This window comes from Pirellula sp. SH-Sr6A (assembly GCF_001610875.1).
GTDB lineage: Bacteria > Planctomycetota > Planctomycetia > Pirellulales > Pirellulaceae > JBKCUI01.
In genome coordinates this window covers 4924803-4945216 of the sequence record NZ_CP011272.1, presented here as the reverse complement: position 1 = coordinate 4945216, position 20414 = coordinate 4924803, and the positions used below count along the sequence as shown (strand labels likewise).

At 55.8% G+C, this 20414-nt stretch carries 14 protein-coding genes; 7 read left to right on the top strand and 7 right to left on the bottom strand.

The window, feature by feature from the left end; all coding sequences use genetic code 11:
* Positions 1-35 precede the first annotated feature (35 nt).
* Positions 36-407 carry a hypothetical protein gene (locus VN12_RS19055; RefSeq protein ID WP_168164500.1) on the top strand — a complete coding sequence of 124 codons (372 nt, stop codon included), beginning with the start codon at positions 36-38 and terminating at the stop codon, positions 405-407.
* An 805-nt stretch (positions 408-1212) separates the two neighbouring features.
* On the opposite strand, the gene VN12_RS19050 is transcribed toward VN12_RS19055, so the two are convergent.
* Genes VN12_RS19050 through VN12_RS19035 form a run of 4 tightly spaced genes read right to left on the bottom strand, consistent with a single transcriptional unit; the run spans position 1213 to position 8157 of the window.
* Positions 1213-2418, bottom strand: a complete 1206-nt coding sequence (locus VN12_RS19050; protein WP_146678299.1) for a Wadjet anti-phage system protein JetD domain-containing protein — start codon at positions 2416-2418, stop codon at positions 1213-1215.
* Positions 2415-5762 (bottom strand): ATP-binding protein, encoded by a 3348-nt coding sequence (locus tag VN12_RS19045; protein WP_146678298.1) that lies wholly within the window; start codon positions 5760-5762, stop codon positions 2415-2417. The genes VN12_RS19050 and VN12_RS19045 overlap by 4 nt, the downstream gene beginning before the upstream one ends.
* Positions 5759-6538, bottom strand: coding sequence for a DUF4194 domain-containing protein (locus VN12_RS19040; protein WP_146678297.1), 780 nt, complete (start codon positions 6536-6538; stop codon positions 5759-5761). The genes VN12_RS19045 and VN12_RS19040 overlap by 4 nt, the downstream gene beginning before the upstream one ends.
* Positions 6535-8157: a DUF3375 domain-containing protein gene (locus VN12_RS19035; protein WP_205855091.1), complete on the bottom strand. Its 1623-nt coding sequence runs from the start codon at positions 8155-8157 to the stop codon at positions 6535-6537. The genes VN12_RS19040 and VN12_RS19035 overlap by 4 nt, the downstream gene beginning before the upstream one ends.
* Positions 8158-8231: 74 nt before the next feature.
* Here VN12_RS19035 and VN12_RS19030 point away from each other — a divergent pair, with 74 nt between their 5' ends.
* A complete protein-coding gene (locus VN12_RS19030; protein ID WP_146678295.1) occupies positions 8232-11063 on the top strand; it encodes a c-type cytochrome domain-containing protein in 2832 nt (943 codons plus the stop codon).
* Between the two features lie 28 nt (positions 11064-11091).
* On the opposite strand, the gene VN12_RS19025 is transcribed toward VN12_RS19030, so the two are convergent.
* A complete protein-coding gene (locus VN12_RS19025) occupies positions 11092-12765 on the bottom strand; it encodes a HEAT repeat domain-containing protein (RefSeq protein WP_146678294.1) in 1674 nt (557 codons plus the stop codon).
* 101 nt (positions 12766-12866) lie between these two features.
* Here VN12_RS19025 and VN12_RS19020 point away from each other — a divergent pair, with 101 nt between their 5' ends.
* From VN12_RS19020 to VN12_RS25935, 5 genes are all read left to right on the top strand, one after another.
* Positions 12867-14189 (top strand): DEAD/DEAH box helicase, encoded by a 1323-nt coding sequence (locus VN12_RS19020; RefSeq protein ID WP_146678293.1) that lies wholly within the window; start codon positions 12867-12869, stop codon positions 14187-14189.
* 137 nt (positions 14190-14326) lie between these two features.
* Positions 14327-15625 (top strand): Gfo/Idh/MocA family protein, encoded by a 1299-nt coding sequence (locus VN12_RS19015; protein WP_146678292.1) that lies wholly within the window; start codon positions 14327-14329, stop codon positions 15623-15625.
* Positions 15626-15655: 30 nt separating this feature from the next.
* The gene (locus VN12_RS19010) at positions 15656-16000 is read left to right on the top strand and encodes a hypothetical protein (RefSeq protein ID WP_146678291.1); all 345 of its coding nucleotides are present in this window, start codon (positions 15656-15658) and stop codon (positions 15998-16000) included.
* Positions 16001-16007: 7 nt separating this feature from the next.
* On the top strand, positions 16008-16664 hold the full coding sequence (locus VN12_RS26245; RefSeq protein ID WP_205855090.1) for a DUF1801 domain-containing protein: 657 nt from the start codon (positions 16008-16010) through the stop codon (positions 16662-16664).
* A complete protein-coding gene (locus tag VN12_RS25935) occupies positions 16661-16963 on the top strand; it encodes a hypothetical protein (protein WP_168164499.1) in 303 nt (100 codons plus the stop codon). Before VN12_RS26245 ends, VN12_RS25935 begins: the two co-directional genes overlap by 4 nt.
* Before the next feature lie 11 nt (positions 16964-16974).
* On the opposite strand, the gene VN12_RS18995 is transcribed toward VN12_RS25935, so the two are convergent.
* Positions 16975-19071 carry an alpha/beta hydrolase family protein gene (locus tag VN12_RS18995; protein ID WP_205855089.1) on the bottom strand — a complete coding sequence of 699 codons (2097 nt, stop codon included), beginning with the start codon at positions 19069-19071 and terminating at the stop codon, positions 16975-16977.
* Positions 19072-19096: 25 nt separating this feature from the next.
* Positions 19097-20365, bottom strand: a complete 1269-nt coding sequence (locus VN12_RS18990) for a PDZ domain-containing protein (protein WP_146678290.1) — start codon at positions 20363-20365, stop codon at positions 19097-19099.
* Positions 20366-20414: the final 49 nt, after the last annotated feature.

The following is a 20414-nucleotide window of genomic DNA, read 5'->3' as shown; positions in this document are numbered from 1 at the left end:
TCGGAGGTCTGTTCGCTGCCACATCTCCACTCGCGATGCTGTCCGGTTTGCAAGCTGGAATTCATTTGATCGCCGCGGGATTCACTATGCTGATTCTCGGTTGCGCAACCGTTTGGCTGGGGTTCCGTGACTTCACACCGATTTTTCGCAATCTAACAATGGGTTGGGGAGGTTGCCTTGCTGCATTTCTCGCTTGGGCATCATTCTCAGCCTACGACCCAAGCGATCTCGGAGGATCGATTTTCTTTGGTATCGTGTTGATGGCAGTGACACCCATTCCGGTAACGGCTTTTCGGCATTCCGCATACCACCGCATTGGTTCAATCCATGCAGCAAGCAATGTGGAATCAGGGGATACTTTGAGTCTCAGAATGGAGTTTGAGGAAGTGGTAAGTCGTTCGCACTGACCACGTGATCTGTATCATTCCGCAATGGAAAATCCAACTCCCGCAAAGGCGCGAGGAGTTGTCGTCACCACTTCTCGTCATGGAGAGAAGTCTCCTTGTTCGACAAAACGAACCGATATTGGAGATGGGCTGTTCATGTTGGAATCGATCGCAGAATTTTCCCCACTGCAAAAACAGCGGCGAACAAACCGATGTTGATTCGGAGGGGAAAGCCGATTCTCGCCAAGGCGCCACGACGCAAAGTTAGGACGAAGAATCTTGCCGCCTTTGCGCCGAGGCGAGAGACCTTTGTATTGCTCAAACGGGTTCGATATTTGGCTTTGGAATTGAATGTTGCGAATGATCGGAAAGAGGGGAATCAAATACGAGTACCGCGATGCTGAGTAGGAGTAGGACGACGTGCGTGAATAAAGTGATCCCACGGAGCTGCTGGCTGCGGAGGTTGCAATAGCTCCTCAATGTAAAGCCGATTCTCGCCACGGCGCCACGACGCAAAGTTAGGACGACGAATCTTGGCGCCTTTGCGCCGTGGCGAGAGACTTTTGTACTGCTCAAACGGGTTCGGTATCTGACTTTGGAATTGAATGTTGCGAATGATCGGAAAGAGGGGAATCAAATACGAGTACCGCGATGCTGAGTAGGAGTAGGACGACGTGCGTGAAGAAAGTGATCCAACGGAGCTGCTGGCTGCGGAGGTTGCAATAGCTCCTCAATGTAAAGCCGATTCTCGCCACGGCGCCACGACGCAAAGTTAGGACGACGAATCTTGGCGCCTTTGCGCCGTGGCGAGAGACTTTTGTACTGCTCAAACGGGTTCGGTATCTGACTTTGGAATTGAATGTTGCGAATGATTGTGTTGGACGATTACCGGCTCTTGCCACTGGCGAATGGCGGCGTGAACGACTTCTCGCGAGAGGAACTCTTGCTCCAATCGGCCTCGGTCCGTCGAAAGCAGCCATCGATAGAGATCTTGTTCTAGTTCGGTTAACCCGACAGGGGGCTCAATTCCCGCATGAACGGGTTCGCGGACAGCCTTCCATTGAAAATGGCCGAACACCTCCGAAGTCATCAGCAAAGGCTGCAAATGAGGAAGCGATCGTCGGGCCTTCGCAAGGAAGGCAAGCCCCCAGGTGTCGAGATCGCCCCAGTATCCAACACTCCGTTCGCGAAGCCATAGTGCGTCGGTCCAACCTAAATCGAATCCTGTCCCTAATACCGCGATCGTTCCAGGACACGCGGGCAATTGATGCAAGCAGGATTCGTTTTCAATCAAAAGAACACGATCACCCGGTAGGGGAGTCGAGCTCAAATCCACGCTCCGAATTCGCAGTCGCCGGTAGGGTAGCAAGCCCCCGTCCATGTCGTAAACCAATAGCCAATGTTCGCTTTCCCGGTAGGCACCGAGAAAGTCTTCCAAGCCGATCCGACTTACCTCCCCTTCGAACCGCTCATCGAGAAGGGCAGCGATCAAGCTGGAGTGTCGCTCAAAGAACTTGGTGTCCGTACCCACCAACCCAAGCGACCGGAGCGGTTGGGCTTCGGCGCATCCCGGTGTTAACTCTTCAGCAACTCGCAAGGCTTGGATGACCTCCTCCTCTGGTTTGCCTGTCCACAGTGAACGCCTTCGAATCAGCAACCGATGGAAGAGCGGATCGGAGTGTTCGACCCACTTCGCCATCGCGTCAAACTCGTCACGAACGCGCCGATCATGAATCGCATCGATCCATTCGCTTGGCCGATGCAATCGCCAAGAAAACGGGACCTCCACGTCCGAGGCGGCGGCCCGGTAGCGAACCTTCTTCCAAAGAACTTCACCAACTCGAACGTTTCGCCAAGCATCGATGTGACGTTTGACGCGATCAAGTTCCTGCCACATCCATCGCGAGGGAGGTCGTCCGATGGGAATAGAAATCGGCCAAACGTCGTGCCCACCGAGCAATCGGGTCTCTCGATACGTCGGTGATTCCCATTGTTTGGCTAAGATGCGGCGACATGCTTCTGGGGACTTCATTTGGGTCGCGCGATGCTCTCTAGCCGCTCCCACGTGATCGATGCGAGGCTCGCTTCTTTCTTAGGGCGCTGAACGCAGATCACTTTTCGAGTGTGTTGTTTTAGCAGTCCAATCTCTTTGTTCGGCGTGACGAAAATGGGGTGGAGGCTGAAGATTCGAAGGGCTTCGATGATACGACTGGCGGCAGAGGGAGAGCTCTTCGAGAAGGCCTCGTCGAGGACAACCGTTGCATAAAGGGGTTTCGTCGCGGCGGCTGGGCACAGTGCATAGCTGAGGGATGCCGTCAGGATATGGCTAGCCATCAACTCTTTTTCGCCACCGCTTCCGCTTTGCGATCCCGTTCGAGGAGGGGAACGATCTCCCGATTGTCGATCGACCTCAACGACAAAAAACTGAAGGCGAAATCTTGCATCGAGCAATGCCCTGGAGCCTTGCAGCCTACGATTCTCTCCGGCGTCGCGGAGGATGGTCACCATTTCCTGCAACGCTTTGTAATGGCTTTCACCACCATCCTCTTTCAATGCGGCGCTGCGTACTTTACGCACTGCGAAATCGAGACTTCGCAACCGTTCGTCGCGGATACGCTGTGGTTGCAATTGAAGATAGCGTCCCGATCGGAAATCGACTTTCACTAGCGTCTGGTTCAATTCCTTGATGCGTTGTTCGATCGCGTCGACCTCCTCATCGATGCTGGCAATCAATTGCGTTACCCCTTGGTCGGACGAGCGATTCAGATATTCCAGGAAGCGGCCGCGTTTCTCGGGCAGTCCTTCGGTCTGCAGTTGTTTCAGTCGATCGAGGTAGTGCGGTACATCCTCGATCGCAGACCCGAAATCTGCGAGAGCGCCGGTGTCGACACGCTTCGCCACTTCCATCTTCCGAATCAACTGCTGTTCGATATCGACGACGCGGCTGGTCAGTTCCAGCAGTTTTTCGTCGACTGATTTCGTCAGACGCCGCTCTTCTTGGTCGAGTCGTTGCGGTTGGATCCCCTCCGCAATGTTGAGTTGCGTCTCTGCCAACTGCAGTTCATCCGGAAGAAGTCCATTGCCAACCCGTTCTGCGGCTTTGTCGCGTTCCAACTCCGCTTGGGAGCAATTGGCTCCGAGAACTCCGATCTTCGTTTGTCGGTCCATGAGCTCTTTTCGAAGTTCCTCCAGGGACCAATTCTCTTTTTCGAATGCCCACTTCGATTGGCTCGCGTCGGAATTGGGGTCGAGCAAGGCCGCCAATCGCTCCTGAGCCTTGGCAAGTTCCGACTCTGCCCTGGGAAGATCGATACTTGAAAAATCCAAGTCCAGCAACGAATCGAGCATCTGCAATTGTTCGTCGAGCTTGACGAGGCTTTGGCTGTTTTGCGTAGCCGCTTGCTTTCGTCTTTCCGCTTCCTGACGTGCGGTCATCCATTCACGATGAAGGAACTCTAATTGATCGCGGTTGTCAAAACCCGTCATCCAGTCTTGGTCCAGCCTTCTTTGATCTTGTTTCTCGAACTTCCCTTTTCGGCCCGATTGAAGACCTTGAATGGTCATGGCATGTTCGGTTCGTCGCAGCGCGTCGGGGGAATCGACGCAGTGCAAATCGCGGTTTACCAAGAGTTGCTTGGCGGCACCGGCGAGCGGGTGGTCCTTGAATTGCAATTTCGCAACATAGCCGTCGCGATACCCTTGCTCTTTCCCTCCGCTCGCTCCCGCTTCTTGCAAGCGAACGTGCAATCGGTTGTCACGTTGGTTCACCCATCGCAAGGCGGTCTGCATCTCTTCCGTCGGAACCAAGATACGAAGCCGATCCGATCCGATGGCACGCTCGATCGCTCCGCGCCAATTCGATTCGCTCGCCTTCACCTCGACGAGTTCGGCCAGGTAGGGAAGGTCGGACTCGCGGAGACCAAGTTGCGTCGCAAGATCGGCGCGGAAGTCTTGAAACGGTGGAGGGATGTTCGATCCCGGTCGTGCTTGAACCTTTTGTACGAGCTGTTCCAATTCGCGACTCTTTTCTTCTTGTTCGCGGGCCTGAGAGAGTGCAATCAACGTCCGTTCTTGTTGCTCGGTCCTCGACTGTTGCTCGTCGATGCGACGCTGTTGTAGCAACACGCGATTCTTGGCAAATTCGCTCTCCGCAATATCAACCGGGAGGGAGAGCTGTTGCATCATCCGTTGGTATTGTCCTGCGTACTTTCTTTTGATCTCGACGCTTTCTTTACGAAGGGTAATCGTATTTTCTAGTTCGGAGATAACATTTCCACCGAGCTCGAGATAGCGTTCGCGAAGGGCTTCGACTCGTTCCTTCAATTCCTCGGCATAAAGCTCCTTGGACGCGATTTGTATCTGCATCTCCCCGAGTTCTTGTCGCATGCGTTCGACCTCGGCGTTCCACCTTTCTTTCGCTTGTGAGGCGAACCAGATCGGTAGTATGCGTTTAATGGCTTGCTGCCTCTCGACACGGTGGCGAGCTTTTTGGAGGCGGTCAAAGTCTTCGGCGACGGGGATCAGCGAGTCAACTTGCTTCTTGGCCGTTTCCAGCTCCGCATGGATGGCTGCCAAGTTATCAAACTCCGCGGCTACCTCGATCGCTCGATCAAACGCCGATCGATCGTCGAGAACCAACTCGCGAAAGATCTCGTCGATGCTATTGAGTTGTTTCAAACCTGCGGCGCGATTGAGCAGCGTGAAGGCGTTTTCGCCGACATCAAAGAATTTACGGATATGCGTTAAGTACGCGCGCTTGCTATCGAAGAACCGAATATTGGCTGTTTCACGCCCCATCTTGAGCAAATCGCGGACGCCGTCATCATGGAGCATGCGGATCCAGCCTTCGAGCGACTGGTCGTCGGCGAGTGAAAAGATCCATCGCTTCTTCAAATCCTCGGCGGAGTTCCCCGTCCCTTCTGTCCAAAGCAATCCACCCAAGCGGACGGTTTGCGTCCCGCCTTGGTAGGTCGCGCAGATCCCGGTGATGGTTTTGCCGGGACGAGCGACTTCCTCCCGGCCATCGGAACCATCACCTCCCAAGACTCCTCGGACATACGAGACCAAGGTCCGATCGCTTTCATGCCCTCCGGTCGATGCGAGATTGTAGCGAGGTTGAGCAACGAGTAGTGTCATCAAGGCATCGACCAACGTCGTCTTCCCGCTCCCCGTCGGACCGATAATCGCCGTGCCGATGGGATCGAAATCCGCTCGGTGCATTCCGCGAAATGGTCCCCAATTGAACACCTCCAGCCGTGTTAACAAATAAGATGGTTCACTCGACTGAGCACCGTCCATGGCGTTCTCTCGTTCCGGCGATGCGAAGCTGAAAGTGTCCATGGTCGTGTCCGACTCGCTTTCACGATCGAGGCTCATCGTTCTTCCCTCTCTGCATCGTCCGATCGCGTTCCTTGATCTTTCATGATCTGCAATAAACTTTGCAACGACTCAGGATTCGCTAAGTGTGCAATCAAGGGACGAATCGTCACCTCTTGTTTTTTGTCGACCTCCGAAACCAGTCCGTAACCCTTGAGCTGATCCAACAATTGCACCAGTCTGCTCTCGTTTTTCGAATCGCTACCGGTGTCTCCAAAGTAGACCAAGAACTGCGGTAGCAATTCATCGATCGCCATCTTGGCCGGCGAATGCCCGACGCCTGACTCCTGTTCATGCATCACGAAAGATTGTCGCAAGATGGCGATGATCAAGGATTGCTCGAGGGTGAGTCGTTGTCGGCGTACCAAGGGGTGCGACCAACCTTCGTCCATGCTGACTTCACCGTCGACCTGTTGCGTGATCCGAAGAAAAGCAACGCCGCGATGCGTATCCAATTTGACTTCCAAATCCAAAGGCTCCAAGGCCTTTTGAATTGCAGATTCATGGATGCGAATGCATTGAAACAAATCCGATCGCCCCTCCTCTTCGATGAATCCACTCTTGAGCAGTTCTTGGACGGCGGTCTTGATCTCCGCGGGTGTTTTACTTTCCTGAGCTACCCCCGCACTGTTCGGTCTGTTCGCTTCCGGTCGCTCCGACCCAAGATGTTCGTCGGTTTCTCGAAGCACGGCGCCAGAGTCGTTCTCCGGGGGTGGGGCCTGTAAACTTTCTCGGCGATCGTTCCCGGATGCGATACGGTCAAAGATATTGCTCATTCTAGGCTTGATGCTCCTAGGTCTTGGACATGATCGGACGACAGCTTCATGTCTGGGACTGTGAATCGTATGATTCCCACCGAATCATCCTGCAGATCGATGGCTTCGGTTTCCTCTGGGACCTCCACGCCGGCTTGTCTCGCCATGGCAAGCCAATAGGCCAAGGTTTCCAAATCGTGGGTAGGTGGAAGGGCCTTGGCAAGCGCTCCGATCGAGAGAGGGGTACCTGCCTGCAGCAAATGGTTTAGCGTATTCTCGAACAACTGCGCTCGATTCAATGCATGATAGGCTTGCCAGAATTCATCATCCATCTCGTCTGGATTCGCTTCGCGGAAGGTGAGTTCCAGGTCCTCGCCTTCGGTTTGCTCCGCTTGCTTTGCGAGAAGCCGTTCCACGATCGGCAGATTGGAAAGCACCGGTGCAATGGGTGGTAATGGACTATCCGTTTTGCGAACTTTGGCGGAGTGCCAATCGACCTTCAACGCCGCCTGCAAGATCTCCTGCAGGAGAGAACCGACTCGGATTTGTTCATCGACGAGACCCGATTTTAGAAACGTTCGTACGTCTCGTTCGCTGCGCGCGCGAGCCTGGATGACACGTTCCGATTCTTGGACGAGTCGAGAGACCAGTTGTTGGAGATCGGCTCGTTGTTTTCGATGGAGCGCTTCGTCGGTGTTGCTATTATCGAGGATGGAACGCAATCGCGCTTTCATCTCTTCCAGTTCTGCCGTCTTGACCAGTTGAGCATGGAATGTTTCGAAGACTTGCCCTTCGGCGGTGTTGACCAGAGCGTCGTACCCGTTGAGCAATTCATCGACGATTTCACCGCGATTCTGTTTTTCGCTGATGACTCGTTCTCGTAGTTCGCGATCGGCTTTGCGATAGGAGTCCTCCACTCGTCGAAAGTCAGACTGCAGACTGACGGCGAGTTGATAGACTTCGCGGATTCCTTCGATCGCTTTGGGGCCGTCTAGGACTTCGAACTCCCCTGCTTGCACGGCCTTGAGTTCCTTTTGCAACGCGTCGATTCGAGTTTGCAGCGACTTCTCCCGTTCGAATTGGTTCCGGCTCAATTGGGCATCGAGCAATTCGATTGCGCGTTGCACGGTCGCCAAACGCGATGCGGTCGATGTCATCGTTTCGCTTTCGAGCGATTCCAGGAACGCGATAGCGCGCTGGAAGGCGTTTGTGGCCATCACCAGTCCATCTCGTTCGACGATCAAGCCATTCTTGAGCCAAGACCGCAACTCCTTGCGGGCCATCGCCGGAGGTTCCTCGCTCAAATCGAACTCGCTGTCATTGATGAACTCTGCAAAGAGGCCGGCCAGATGTTCCACCGCCTCATCCAATGCGATTCCGTTGGGATACGCCTCTATCAGCGTCTTCAGGCTACTCAGAACAAGCGGAGCCCGCTTGGACGTTAAAAGCTGCCAAGAGGGGTTGGTTCGTCGCAGATAGACGAAATGGTGGACGGATTCTCTCGCTGTTCTGCCAAACCCCATATCGTTCAGTCGATCTCGGATGGAAAAAGGAAGTCGTGCACCGCCTGTCAATTGTAGTTCAATGCATCCGGCAACATAGGCAAGCAAACGCAGCTTGATTCTTTCCCGATGGCCCAAGTTCAATTACCATGGAGAGTCCCACCGCACCCCTCCCTCCCTCATACGGGGTTCCACCCGTCTAAAGGAAGACCATGGCTTTCCGAGTTCAATTCTGTCTTGCCTCGTTGTTCGTCGCCGGAATCTTGGTATTCGCGAACGAGTCTCAAGCAGTCGAGCCACCTGATTTCGTCAACGATATTCAGCCATTGCTGCAGAAAAACTGCGTCGCCTGCCACAATCTTCAAAAGGCTGAGGGGGGGCTCAACCTGGAGAACCTCGACGTTCTTCTCAAAGGGGGCGATAGCGGCGCGGCATTGCAAACCGGGAAATCGGCCGAAAGCAGCCTGGTCCGACGCGTCAAAGGGGAAGAGGAGGTCATGCCCCCCGCCGATAATAAAGTCGGAGCGAAAGCCTTTACGCCGGAAGAAATCGCCCTCCTGTCTGCTTGGATTGACGGTGGTGCAGCGGCTGGTTCTAAGAAGAACGCGACCAAGATGGAGTGGCAAAAGATTCCCGATTCGGTCCGCCCTATTTATGCGATCGATGCGACCGCGGATGGTCAGTTCACCGTCCTTGGTCGGGGGAATCAAGCGGTGGTATACCATTGGGCTGCTCTCGGTTCGTCCGAACCGTTTGTCTTGGTCGACCCGAGCTTAGTCGCCCCAGCTCCTCATGGCGCGGCGCCCTCGACCCCGAACAATTCCACGCACCTAGATTTGGTCCAGTCAGTGGCTATCGATCGGACCGGGAACCGCATTGCAACAGGTGGTTTTCGCGACGTGAAAATCTGGCGTAGGGCGGACCAAGCGATCGCCGATGCCATGGCTGCCAATCTTCGAGGAAGCGTGACGCTGGCGGCTTCTCCGGTGGATAAATGGATTGCGAAAGCCACGCGCGCTCCGAGCTTGGAGATCGTCGATACCGAGTCCCTTCAGACAGTAGCACGCTGGGACGCTCCAGCCTCGATCCGTTCGATCGATTGGACATCCGATGGCAAGAAGGTGGTCGTATTGCTGGAGGACTCTCATGTCGCTCTGCTACCGATCGCGGATGTTGTCGCGCAAAAGACCAAGTCCGTTGCGCCGGAACATCTGCAGAAAACGGATGTTTCGGCATCGCAGATCGTCGCGACCATTGGGAACGGGTTTTTGCTACACACCACCGACGGCCAGTTTCAGTCCTGGCAGTGGAATGGTGCTAGCGAAAGCGAACGGGGCTGGATCAAGACGGAGCTTGGAAAAGAGATCGCGCAGTTGGTTTCAATCGACTTCGCGGCTCCGGATCGAGTGTTGGCAGCCACCCAAGACGGCTCCGCCCACCTCTATTCTGTTTCCCAGGCAAAACTCGAAAGGACCATTCCTCACGGTTCGGCTATTTCTCACGCTATGCTTTCTAGCGATGGGAATACTTTGGTTACTGTCGGTACCGATGGAGTCGCGAAAGGTTGGAATGCAGCGGATGGTAAAGCCCTTTGGGAGAACCGATTGGATTTGGAGTCGCAGCGAGCGATTGAAGAATCCGAGACCCGTTTTACCCGCTTCAAAGCCAAGGTAGATCGAGCGGCATCGCAAGTCCCCGAGCTGGAGAAGAGTCAAAAAGCGGAAGCGGATAACGTTGCCAAGCTCCAAAAGACCAAGTCCGAAATCCAAGAGGCACTTACTAAGAAGGCCGCCGAGTTCGACGCGCAAACCAAACAAGTCACCGAGGGAGAGGCTGCTGTCCAAGCAACGACAGCCGCACTGGAGGAGGCCAAGAAGAAACTGGAGCAATCGCAAAAGGACTTGGAGGCTCGCAAAGCCAACCTAGCCAAGGCGGAGGCTGCAAAGAAGGAAGAGAACGCCAAACTCGAGAACTTGGACAAGACCCTTGCTGCAGCCGATCAATCCGCAGCAAAGGCCGCAGCCACTCTCGCCAGTTTTCAAAAGCAACTGGAAACGGACAAAGCCGAGCTCGCAACGCTGGAGAAGTCCGCACAAGATGTGAAGGGGAGCAAACCACCGATTCCCGTCAGCCAAGCCGCCATCACACCCGACGGGAAAACATGCGTGACCGTTCGCACGAATGGATCGCTCCACGCGTTTCGAGTCGATCGCGGGACGAATCAATCGACGATGGCGGGGAATCTTGTCCCACCCGCGGCCCTCGCGCTGACGGTGGATGGACAAGCCTTGGCCGTCCACGAGGATGGTCGCTCGATCCACTGGGGATTGGCGAATCGATGGTCGTTAGAAAAAACGATTGGCACTGCGGAGGAGTCTCCCTTCAGCGACCGAGTCACCGCTTTGGATTTCAGTCACGATGGGAAACTACTCGTGGTGGGTAGCGGGCCGCCGAGCCGATTTGGGGACCTCAAGCTTTTGGACGTCGAGACAAGCACCATTCGGAAAGACTGGGGCCAGGTGCACAGCGACACCATCTTTGTTGCCAAGTTCTCGCCGGACGGTCAGAAGGTCGCGACCGGAGGGGCCGATAAACTTGTTCGGCTTCATGCCGTCAACGCAGAAAGCGCTCCGAGGACGCTCGAGGGACACACCCACCATGTTCTCGGTCTGGCTTGGCAAGACGACGGTTTCTTGCTCGCAAGCTCCAGCGCGGACAACACCGTCAAGATTTGGGATGTGGAGCTTGGCCAAGCCCAGCGAACCATTGCAGGATTCGGCAAAGAAGTCACAGCGCTTTCTTTTGTAGGACGCAGCACCCAGATCCTTTCCTCGTCGGCGGACCAACAAGTTCGGTTGCACAACGCAGCCGACGGAAAGCTGATTCGAGCGATCGGAGGCCCTGCCGATGCACTGTACAGTTTGACGGCGATCACGCCGGACGTGGCGAACACCAAAACCGCGATGGTCGCCGCTGGTGGTCAAGACGGAATGCTTTGGGTCTGGCAAGTCGAGGACGGCAAAGCGATTCAGCAGATCAAATAGGCCTGAAGCTGAAGGGCCCTTAGGCACCTTAGGCAAAGGTATGAAAGAACTCGCGACCTCGCCAAAGGTAGTAGGTCAGCGTGAGCGCGTCGGGGGAGGGAGCAAGGGAAGGAAGCGTGACCAGCTCCTTTCCGTCGAACGCAAAGGGTTGCTTGCGTCCCCCCTTCTCGCCCATCCCAACCAGCACTCGGTTGCCAAAGAAGTGAGCGAGGAACGCGGGCTCTACGACCTCGAACTTGTCTGGCTGCAGCATTTGTCCCCATTCCATCATCGTCGCTTCATCGGACGTCGAGAGCCTGTCGGCAGGCGTTTCGTAGGCTTCCGGATGCTCGATATCCCAACCGGCGAAGATCGCGAAGGCATCATCCATCGAGACGTTTGCGAGATCCTGCGAAAAAGCTTTGGAGGTCGGGCCCGCGAATCCGACGTTGCTGAACTCGCTGTCGCGCATGCCGTAGCCAAAACGGAACAAGAAGCATTCTTGCGGAGACTCAAACCCTGGCCACGGGAGCGTTCGTTGTTCTAGCAGTTCGAGTCGGGTGGGTGGGAGTCCCATGTTCTCCACTTGAGCAAGCCACTGCGCCAACTGCGATTCCGCGAGGGCCAAGATCGAGCGATACTGTTCGTCGATCTTCTCGATGCACCCGAGTTCTTCGGAATACGCCAGGACTCGGGTCCGAACCGCGGGGTCGATGGCCATTTCCACCAGAGCATCGATGCCGTGTTGCTCCCCCAGTTTGCCTAAGGCAAACGCGGCTTCCGTGCGGATACGTCGATGTTTGAGCTCGAGCGCTTGGTTGAGTTTGCCGATGCACGACGCGTCTCCGATTGCCGACATGGTGTGACAAAGGGAAACGCAGAGGGAAACAGAATCGAACAAGATTCGTTGAATCGATTCCGCGGAGTCCCCGAACTTGGACGGGTTCTCTTCCAGAACACCTAAACGCTGAACCATTTCCCCGAGCAGCTTTACGAACAGAGGGTAGCGTTCCTTGGCGGGGTGGGAATCGACTTTTCTTTGGGTGAAAAGGTGGTTGGCGATGTCGAGTGCCGAGCTCAAGATCGATGGATTGGCGGTATCGAAGACGCGTGGGAAAACGATCGAGGTATCCCAATCGTCGATCTGCAAAAGGGGGCTAAGTGCGAGAGAAGCAGATGTCCAGGCATCCGGGGGCTGCTGGAGCAGCAGATCGATCCCCATACGAATGGCGGTGGAATGGCCCGACGCAAAGGGAACTTGCAGCAGCGCCCCCTCAACCCGGGTGAACCGACCGTGTCGAATCTTCAGATATAGCTCCGCGGCGCACTGCACGGCGACGAGGCGGCGGAGGACTGCCTCTTCGCTGTCCAAGGGAGCGGCGACGGATTGCCGAAGCCATTGAGCGAGCTTGTGAAGCAGTTTCTCCAAGGCTCCGAAGTTCGGTTGATGGAGGAGGGAGGCATCGGATGCGTCGTCCGGATCCGTCAGATCGACCGATTGATTCGCTTGGGGTCCTTGAGGAGTTGGTCTCAGATCCGGAGAATAGTGCTCCCAGTTCTCCGTAAGTTCCCTGGCGACTGCGAAGGACCAAAAGGGAGAATCGGGATCGGGAAATTCTGATCGACCCGTCCCTTCGACACGCGTGGCCGTCTCCAGCTTTTGAAAGACTCTCAAGCTCCAGAGATGAGCTTCATCGGACGATTCGAAGGGGTCAATTTCCATTAGATTCGGACAAAAATGAGATTCTGAGCAAAGCGGCATATCTTAGTCACAACTCTAACGTAAAATGTTTTTTTGGACGACACCAACCGGGATTGAGAGGCATGGAATCAAAAATCGCTGAGACGTTTGAAGAGCTCGGACTATCTCCGATCATGATGAGGGCCCTTGCCAAACTCGGATACGAACGCCCGTCACCCATCCAATCGCGTGTCATTCCTTGGGCCTTGGAGGGGTACGATCTCATCGGCCAGGCGCGAACAGGAACCGGTAAAACAGCTTCCTTCGCGATCCCGATCTTGGAGCAGCTCGACCCACTGCGAGTCTGCCCTTCCCCCCAAGCCTTGGTTTTGGTCCCCACTCGAGAATTGGCTGCCCAAGTCCATGGGGAATTTGTCAAGCTGGCCGATGGCTGCCCGACAGAGATCCTCGAGGTCGCCGGTGGCAAGCATTTGGACCGCCAAACCCGCAAGCTTCGAGAAGGGGTGCAAGTCGTCGTCGGAACACCGGGGCGTGTGATTGACCACATCCAGCGAGGATCGCTCGATTTGCGGCGCCTTTGGTGTGTGGTGCTCGACGAAGCGGATCGCATGCTCGATATCGGCTTCCGACCCGACATTGAACGGATCCTTCGCAGGTGTCCCGAAAACCGTCAGACCCTTCTCCTCAGCGCGACGTTGGCCGCAGAGGTGAAAGAGCTGGCCAACCGCTATCTCTTTGAGCCGGTCCATATCGACTGCTCAAATAAGGACATCTCCGTCGAGACGATCGAGCAACGTTATCTTACGGTTGCACCGGAGAAGAAGCTGGAGACGCTGCTGGCTCTACTCGAACGAGAGCGTCCACCCCAAACCATCATCTTCTGTCGAACCAAACTCGGGACTGCGAAACTGCATAACCAGCTTGAACGCCAGTTGCACCGATACCCAGACTTGAAACATCTCCGCCTGGCGACCATTCACGGGAATATGAATCAATCGCAACGCGACGCGGTATTCAAGCAGTTGCGGGAGGGCTCGATCCAGATCTTGGTCGCGACCGATGTCGTCGGACGAGGAATCGATGTTTCGACAATCTCCCATATCATCAACTGGGATCTGCCGGATGACTGCAGCGACTACGTCCACCGAGTCGGCCGTACCGGACGGATGGGGCGAGAGGGAATTGCATTCTCGTTCGTGGCCAAAGGACAAGGTCAGATGCTGACGGAGATCGAGCATAAGATCAATCGACTGCTGGTGCTCGACCCTCTATCGGAAAACCATGCAACCATGTCCCGCGAGGTGATCACTCCGACCGTCATTCGGGACGAAGTAGAAATTGGATCTGCACCGGAAAGTTTTGGTCTGGTCGCCCATGGAGCTACGAAGAAACCTCGACTCAACCGGATGCGACGCTCCCTCAGCGACCGCGAACGCCGCCGCTAGTCAGGTCCGTCTGTCGCTCGGTCGATTGAGGTAACCGGGCGATTTAAGTAACCGGTCGGTTCAGGTATCCAATCGGCCTAGGTATACTGGGGACCGTCATCCTCGACGGTTCTCTCAGCCTCCCTCCTGTGCTCACCATGACCTCTCTTTCTCGACGTTCGGTCCTCGGGGCCACACTTAGTGCTGCAGCCATCGCTTCCGCAACGCCTCGCTCTCTGGCGCTTCCGCATCCCAAGCCACGTTACCTCAATGAGCGGGTGGGAGTCGGTGCGATCGGTCTTCGATACCAAGGAAGCGTCATCGCGCACAAGGCGCAGATGTATGGTGACATCGTCGCGGTTTGCGATGTCGATCGCCATGTGCGCGATCAAGCCAAGGCAGCCTTTGGCAGCACCCCTGCCAGTTTCGAAGATTACCAGCAACTCCTCGCCCGAAAAGACGTCGACGTAGTCTTGATTGGTACCCCCGATCACTGGCATACGAAAATGGTGATCGATGCGTGCAGGGCCGGTAAAGATGTTTACTGCGAGAAGCCGCTCACCCTGACCATTGACGAAGGAAAGCAACTGGTAAAAGCCGTACGCGAGACGGGGCGAGTTGTTCAGGTAGGTTCGTGGCAACGAAGTGACGAACGCTTTCGACTGGCGGTCGAGATGGTCCGGGCTGGTCGGCTCGGTAACTTGAAACAGGTCGACGTTGTTCTTGGAAAGAACGGAGTCGGCGGACCCTTCATGCCTCGCCAGATCCCCTCCCATCTCAATTGGAATCTTTGGCAAGGCCAGGCTCCGGACGTTCCTTACGTGGAGGAACGATGCCATTACACATTCCGATGGTGGTACGAATACTCGGGCGGACAGATGACCGATTGGGGGGCTCACCATGTCGATATTGCGCAGTGGGCGATCGGTTCCAATCCGGTTGAGATCGACGGGAAGGGGCGGTTTGCCAATCAACTTGACAGCTACAACGTCCCCATCGATTTCTCGGTTGACTACCTCTTTGAAAATGGGGTTCGCATGACGGTGCGCGACGAAGGGGAAAATGGTATCCTCTTCACCGGAGATCGTGGCCGAATCTTCGTCAATCGCGGTAAGATCACCGGGGCCCCGGTAGAGCGATTGGCTGACCAGCCTTTGCCCCGAGAAGATTGGAATGTTTACTCGACCGACAACCTGGATCGCCCGCTTCGCGCTGGAAAACTCGATGCCATCATCAACCACATGGGGAATTTCTTCGATTGTGTGGAATCACGGCAGCGACCGATTTCCGACGTGGAGGGCCAGCATCGCAGCGTCTCATCCTGCCATCTCGCAAATATCTCCATTCGGTTGGGCCGGAAGCTCCGATGGGATCCGGCAGCAGAACGCTTTGACGATGACAAGGAAGCAAACGGACACTTGCAGCGCGAGCAACGAAAAGGCTTCGAAATCGTCTAGAATCCATCGTTTTGCACAGGTTGCCTAGCGATGAAATACGAGCGTTCTTCGGACGAACTGCTGTCCGTCTCCGGATATGTGGCTAGGCTCGTTCGGAGCGTGATCGCGGTCCTTCTCATCGTGGCATTTTCCCTGGGACTAGGTGCCATGGGCTACTGCTACTTTGGCGATTTGACGTGGGATGATGGCCTGCTCAATGCCGCCATGATCCTCACGGGTATGGGGCCCGTGGATCGGATGCATACCACGGCAGGCAAACTATTTGCTACGGTATACGCTCTCTACAGCGGTGTTGCCTTCTTGTCGATGATGGCCCTGTTGATCGCACCGATCTTTCATCGTTTCCTTCATCGCTTCCATTTAGAAGAAGAATAGGTTTGCAATGCAGAGCAAAGCTTCCACCGTGGCGGAGTATCTCGACAGCCTACCGGATGATCGCCGCGCGGGAATCGAAGCGATGCGGCGAGCGGTGCGAGAACATCTAGATCCTGGGTTCGAGGAAGGAATGCAATACGGGATGGTCGGCTATTATGTCCCACACCAACTCTATCCGGCCGGTTATCACTGCGATCCCAGGCAACCACTCCCTTTCGGGGGTATCGCGTCTCAAAAGAATCACCTCACGATCTACTTCATGCACCTCTACATGTTTCCCGACGAACTGAAATGGTTTGAAAAGGAATACGCCAAAACGGGCAAGAAACTGGATATGGGAAAGAGTTGTATACGATTCAAAAAACTCGAAGACATCCCCCTAGAACTGCTCGGCCGCACGGTCCAACGTATCTCAGTCGATCGATACATTCGTCTTTATGAACAAGTGGTTGGACCGAAGAAGAAAGAGTCGAAAGCGACCCGCAGCAAAACTTTAGTCACCAAGAAGACTCCCACTGCGAAGAAAAAGGTGACCAAGACGGTTGCAACTAACAAGACCGCGACCAAGAAGACCGCGACCAAGAAGACCGCGACCAAGAAGACCGCGACCAAGAAAGCAACCACCAGGAAGGCGACCAAGGCTACTAAGAAGAAATCTAAATGACGATGGATTCACTCGACGTGGCAGCGGTTCCTTGGTATCCCAGCGAAGTGGTCTACGAATCGTTTCGCGCTGCTGCCGAGGATCCGCAGGAGTTCTTTGACTCTTTTGAGGAATGGAAGGTCGCGGCCTTGGAGCATGAGCGTCAAGCGGAGCGAGTGGGGGTTATTCTGCTACGTATCCGCATGTCCATCGACGAGTTTCAGGCCTATTGCGGGCTTGCTCCCTGCCGCAATGATCAAGCGGGGCGTTCGCAATTCGCCTATTACAAAGCCGAACAGATCATCAAGATGACGAGTTAAGCGTGGAAGCCTTAGCGTTTCCCATCCTTTGCTCCCCATGGGTCCACTTGCTGAAGATTTTTCGCTGCCAAGGCTTCGTAGCAGTCTGGCAGATCAAATGTTTTCAGGATACCCGGAGGGAGCATCGCAAAGGGCCAATCGTAGTCTTCGGTCTCCGCGACCGACTGAAACGAGACCAAGGCATTTTTCAGCGTCACACGATTCACGGTGGAACTCATAACACCCGCCAATGCTGCAACCACCGCACCCCAGCCAGCTCCTAGGAGATGGATCCGTCGGGTCCCCATGGCTTCAAGCCACCGGATCGTGTGCAAACAATCCGTCACTCGTTGACCTAAGACGGGACGATCCAGCATGAGGCCATGGGCTGCACCGAAGTAGTCACTGCCGTAGGGGTTGTCGAATTGGTTGGCGCCGCACGTGTCCGGTTGTGAATCTCCAATTCCACGAACGTCGCATGCGAAAAAGGGTGTAACACCTGCCGCTCGGACCTGTTCACGGAGCCAAGCGTCGTCACGCAGTTCGCTATCGCTCGAGCGATGCGAGACATAGAGTATGACATCGGTGAGATCCTGACTCGGACGGGACATCCAATTCTCGGGCGAGAGCATCGTCACGATCGCTTGTATTCCTACCTCGGTGTCGACGGCATAGGTCGCATACTCCTTCGCTGGATAAAGGCGATTGCCGACGCTTCGTAAGATGCGGTACTCGGGATCACCCGACGGCGCGACAATGCGCAACGTTGTCCGGATACGTTCTGGCAATTCGCTAGCGGTCGGCTTCTGCCTTGTGCTTTGGTGCGATTGGGCGATATCTCGCGTGTAAGAGAAAACGGTTTTGGATTCTAAGTCGGCGACCGAACCCCTAGGAGTGCACCAGAGTGTTTCGTCACTCTCAATAACCATGTCCGATTCGACATCGCGATCTTTCAATTGGGTATGTGTGTTGAAGAATCGGTACATCGATTCACGGTTCTCTTGGGAAAACCCGTGGTAGTTGGGGCCGATGACCAATTGCAGGTTGTCTGGTTTCCCCATCGCGGTGTAGAGTCCCTTGAGCCGCTCGTACGCCTCCTCTGCACCGCGAACGTCGAAGAAGTCCTTCTCTTGGGCGAGAATCACCATCGGCTTGGGAGCCATCGCGGCGAGGAAGTCCGAGTGGTCCATACGCAGCGCGAGGGCCTTCGGTGGGCACTGCTCGGTGTCCGCAGGGAGTTCGTTTTCAGCATTCCGTCGGAAGGTGGTGATGAAGCAAGCGGGGGCGGCCATCGTCCAACGGGATTCCAAGGCGCAAAGCCAAGTCGTCTGGGTGCCGCCGCCGGAGTTTCCGGTGACACCGACATGGTTAGGGTCCACCTCTTCGCGAGTCAGCAAGTAATCGAGGGCACGGATTCCATCCCATGCAAACCACGTCCCCAGGAACTCGCCGACCAACGTCTGCTGGTTCCCCATTTGGATGTGCTCGGAGACGCCGGAAGACCATTTGGCTTTGCGATCTGGCGCGGAGTACTGCAGGCGCTCCCCTTGGCCGATCGGGTCGTAGATCAGCGAGACATAACCAAGTCTCGCTAAACCCTGCGCGAAAGACTGGTAGGCTTCGGCCGCTTTGCCATTGGCCGAGTGACCGCAGGTGCCGACGACTCCCGGCGCTTTCCCTCGTAGCCCCTTCGGAACATAGAGATTGGCAGTCACCCAAAATCCGGGGCGGCTTTGGAAGATCACATTCTCGATTCGATAGGTGTCCCGCTCCGTGACCTTCATGACTTTGGCGTGAAGGGGTGTCTTTTCGGGCAAAGGTCCGAAGCATTGCCGTGCGCGTTCCTGGCAGCTGGCTACGTACTGCGCAGCCTCCTCCGGGGAGCGGACTTGGGCTCGCAATCGGTTCCCCTCCTCCTCGGCTTGTCGAACCTGATCGATGAGCCACTCCTGGGTCATCCGGCTGAATCGCTGGAGAGGCTGCCAAGCTTTCTCCTGCGGCGCGAAGAGGGGAGCACCGAGAGCCCTTTGCCCGAGCGAAGAGGGCCCCGCGGTGGCGCTCAGCACGAGAGAGGTAGAGGCGATGTGAGAAAGAAACGATCGGCGGTGGGGGAGGTTGGAGGGATTCATCCCACCATTGTAACAGGACGGATCGTTAGGGGCGGGACTCCAACTGCTTCAATCTGGCTTCCAACTCCGCAATCCGTTCTTGGGCAGTCGATAGTTCGGTCGCGACTCGTTCCAACTCCATTTGCAAGGCGGAAACGTATTCGGGCGTCAACATCTCGGCCGTGATACCGGTACCCTCCCATTCACCTGAGGTCTCCGGTGTATTCTTTCGAACCAGCACAGCGCTTCCCCGTTGAAGGATGGAACCTCGGTAGAAGGTGAACTCCATCAGCTCCCCGGGGCTCGCGGTGAGAATATGGTCGTACACATCGTCTGCATTTTTGACTTCCTCACCTCGCATGGAGACGATGCAGTCGCCGGGCCTCAAGCCTGCTCGCTCCGCGGGCGACCCGGAGATTACATCGGTCACCGACGCACCGCGGTAAGCACCGATGGCAAACTGTTTGCGAAACGCCTCCGACATATTCGAAACGTTGACCCCAAAGTACGCCTCGCCCGGCTGAGGCGCGACCGGCTCATAAGGAATCGCGCCGGGAACGTTGCCATGGATACGGTTCGCGATGCTGCGGTCCATCAAAACCGCGACCAAGCTCATATTCTTTCCACGTCGATCCACCAAGAAACGAATGGGGGTGCCCGGCGGATATTCGGCTAGCTGGATGGCGAAGTCCTCCACGGTGGCCACGGCGGTCCCCTCGACCCCAATCAGTCGATCTCCAGGCCGAAAGCCGGCTTTGAACGCTGGCGAATCGGGTGTGACCTGTGCGACGTTCAGACCGAACCCTCCTCCTGCTGAGGATTCGACGGTCATCCCCAAATAGCCGCCACCGGGTTGCTGGGAAGGGGATTGCTGTGGACGAGCCTGCCGTGGATTAGGTGATTGGGGATTGGTTTGTTGGGGAGCGGGGAAAGGGGGTGGGGCCGCCGAAGCACGCTTGGGGCCGGTCGCACTCCGCGGCGGCGGGAGCAATTCATTCTCCTCGTCGGAAGCGTTCGAGGCGTTTTTGGCACCCACTTTCGGTTCCGCCTCGTTTGGCCCAGCCTCTCGTGGCATGGCGACTGGTGGATTCAATTGGAGGAGGCTCTCTCCGAGTCCAGGCTTGCCAGCGCTCCCGCTATCGGTCGAAGGTTTTGAATTCTTGGTCTCTTTCGCAGCCGAATCCTTGGCCTTCGCCTCCTGCTGACGCTTGAGGATCTTCTCCTCCAGCTGTTTGAGAAAGTCTTGCGCGAGCAGGGACGGAGAGGCCATCCAACAGAGCAAGGCAACCGCGGCTACCATTTGTTTGCAATTCATGACCTGACTCCCGCTTCTCTCAACTGATTCGGACGATTTCACTTTCCCA

Excerpts from the sequence above, each read along its gene's own strand:
- VN12_RS19015 (WP_146678292.1), top strand. The coding sequence starts at position 14,327 with ATGACCTCTCTTTCTCGACGTTCGGTCCTCGGGGCCACACTTAGTGCT.
- VN12_RS19025 (WP_146678294.1), bottom strand. The coding sequence starts at position 12,765 with ATGGAAATTGACCCCTTCGAATCGTCCGATGAAGCTCATCTCTGGAGC.
- VN12_RS19020 (WP_146678293.1), top strand. The coding sequence starts at position 12,867 with ATGGAATCAAAAATCGCTGAGACGTTTGAAGAGCTCGGACTATCTCCG.
- VN12_RS18990 (WP_146678290.1), bottom strand. The coding sequence starts at position 20,365 with ATGAATTGCAAACAAATGGTAGCCGCGGTTGCCTTGCTCTGTTGGATG.
- VN12_RS18995 (WP_205855089.1), bottom strand. The coding sequence starts at position 19,071 with ATGAATCCCTCCAACCTCCCCCACCGCCGATCGTTTCTTTCTCACATC.
- VN12_RS19045 (WP_146678298.1), bottom strand. The coding sequence starts at position 5,762 with ATGAGCCTCGATCGTGAAAGCGAGTCGGACACGACCATGGACACTTTC.
- VN12_RS19030 (WP_146678295.1), top strand. The coding sequence starts at position 8,232 with ATGGCTTTCCGAGTTCAATTCTGTCTTGCCTCGTTGTTCGTCGCCGGA.
- VN12_RS25935 (WP_168164499.1), top strand. The coding sequence starts at position 16,661 with ATGACGATGGATTCACTCGACGTGGCAGCGGTTCCTTGGTATCCCAGC.
- VN12_RS19055 (WP_168164500.1), top strand. The coding sequence starts at position 36 with ATGCTGTCCGGTTTGCAAGCTGGAATTCATTTGATCGCCGCGGGATTC.
- VN12_RS19010 (WP_146678291.1), top strand. The coding sequence starts at position 15,656 with ATGAAATACGAGCGTTCTTCGGACGAACTGCTGTCCGTCTCCGGATAT.
- VN12_RS19050 (WP_146678299.1), bottom strand. The coding sequence starts at position 2,418 with ATGAAGTCCCCAGAAGCATGTCGCCGCATCTTAGCCAAACAATGGGAA.
- VN12_RS26245 (WP_205855090.1), top strand. The coding sequence starts at position 16,008 with ATGCAGAGCAAAGCTTCCACCGTGGCGGAGTATCTCGACAGCCTACCG.
- VN12_RS19040 (WP_146678297.1), bottom strand. The coding sequence starts at position 6,538 with ATGAGCAATATCTTTGACCGTATCGCATCCGGGAACGATCGCCGAGAA.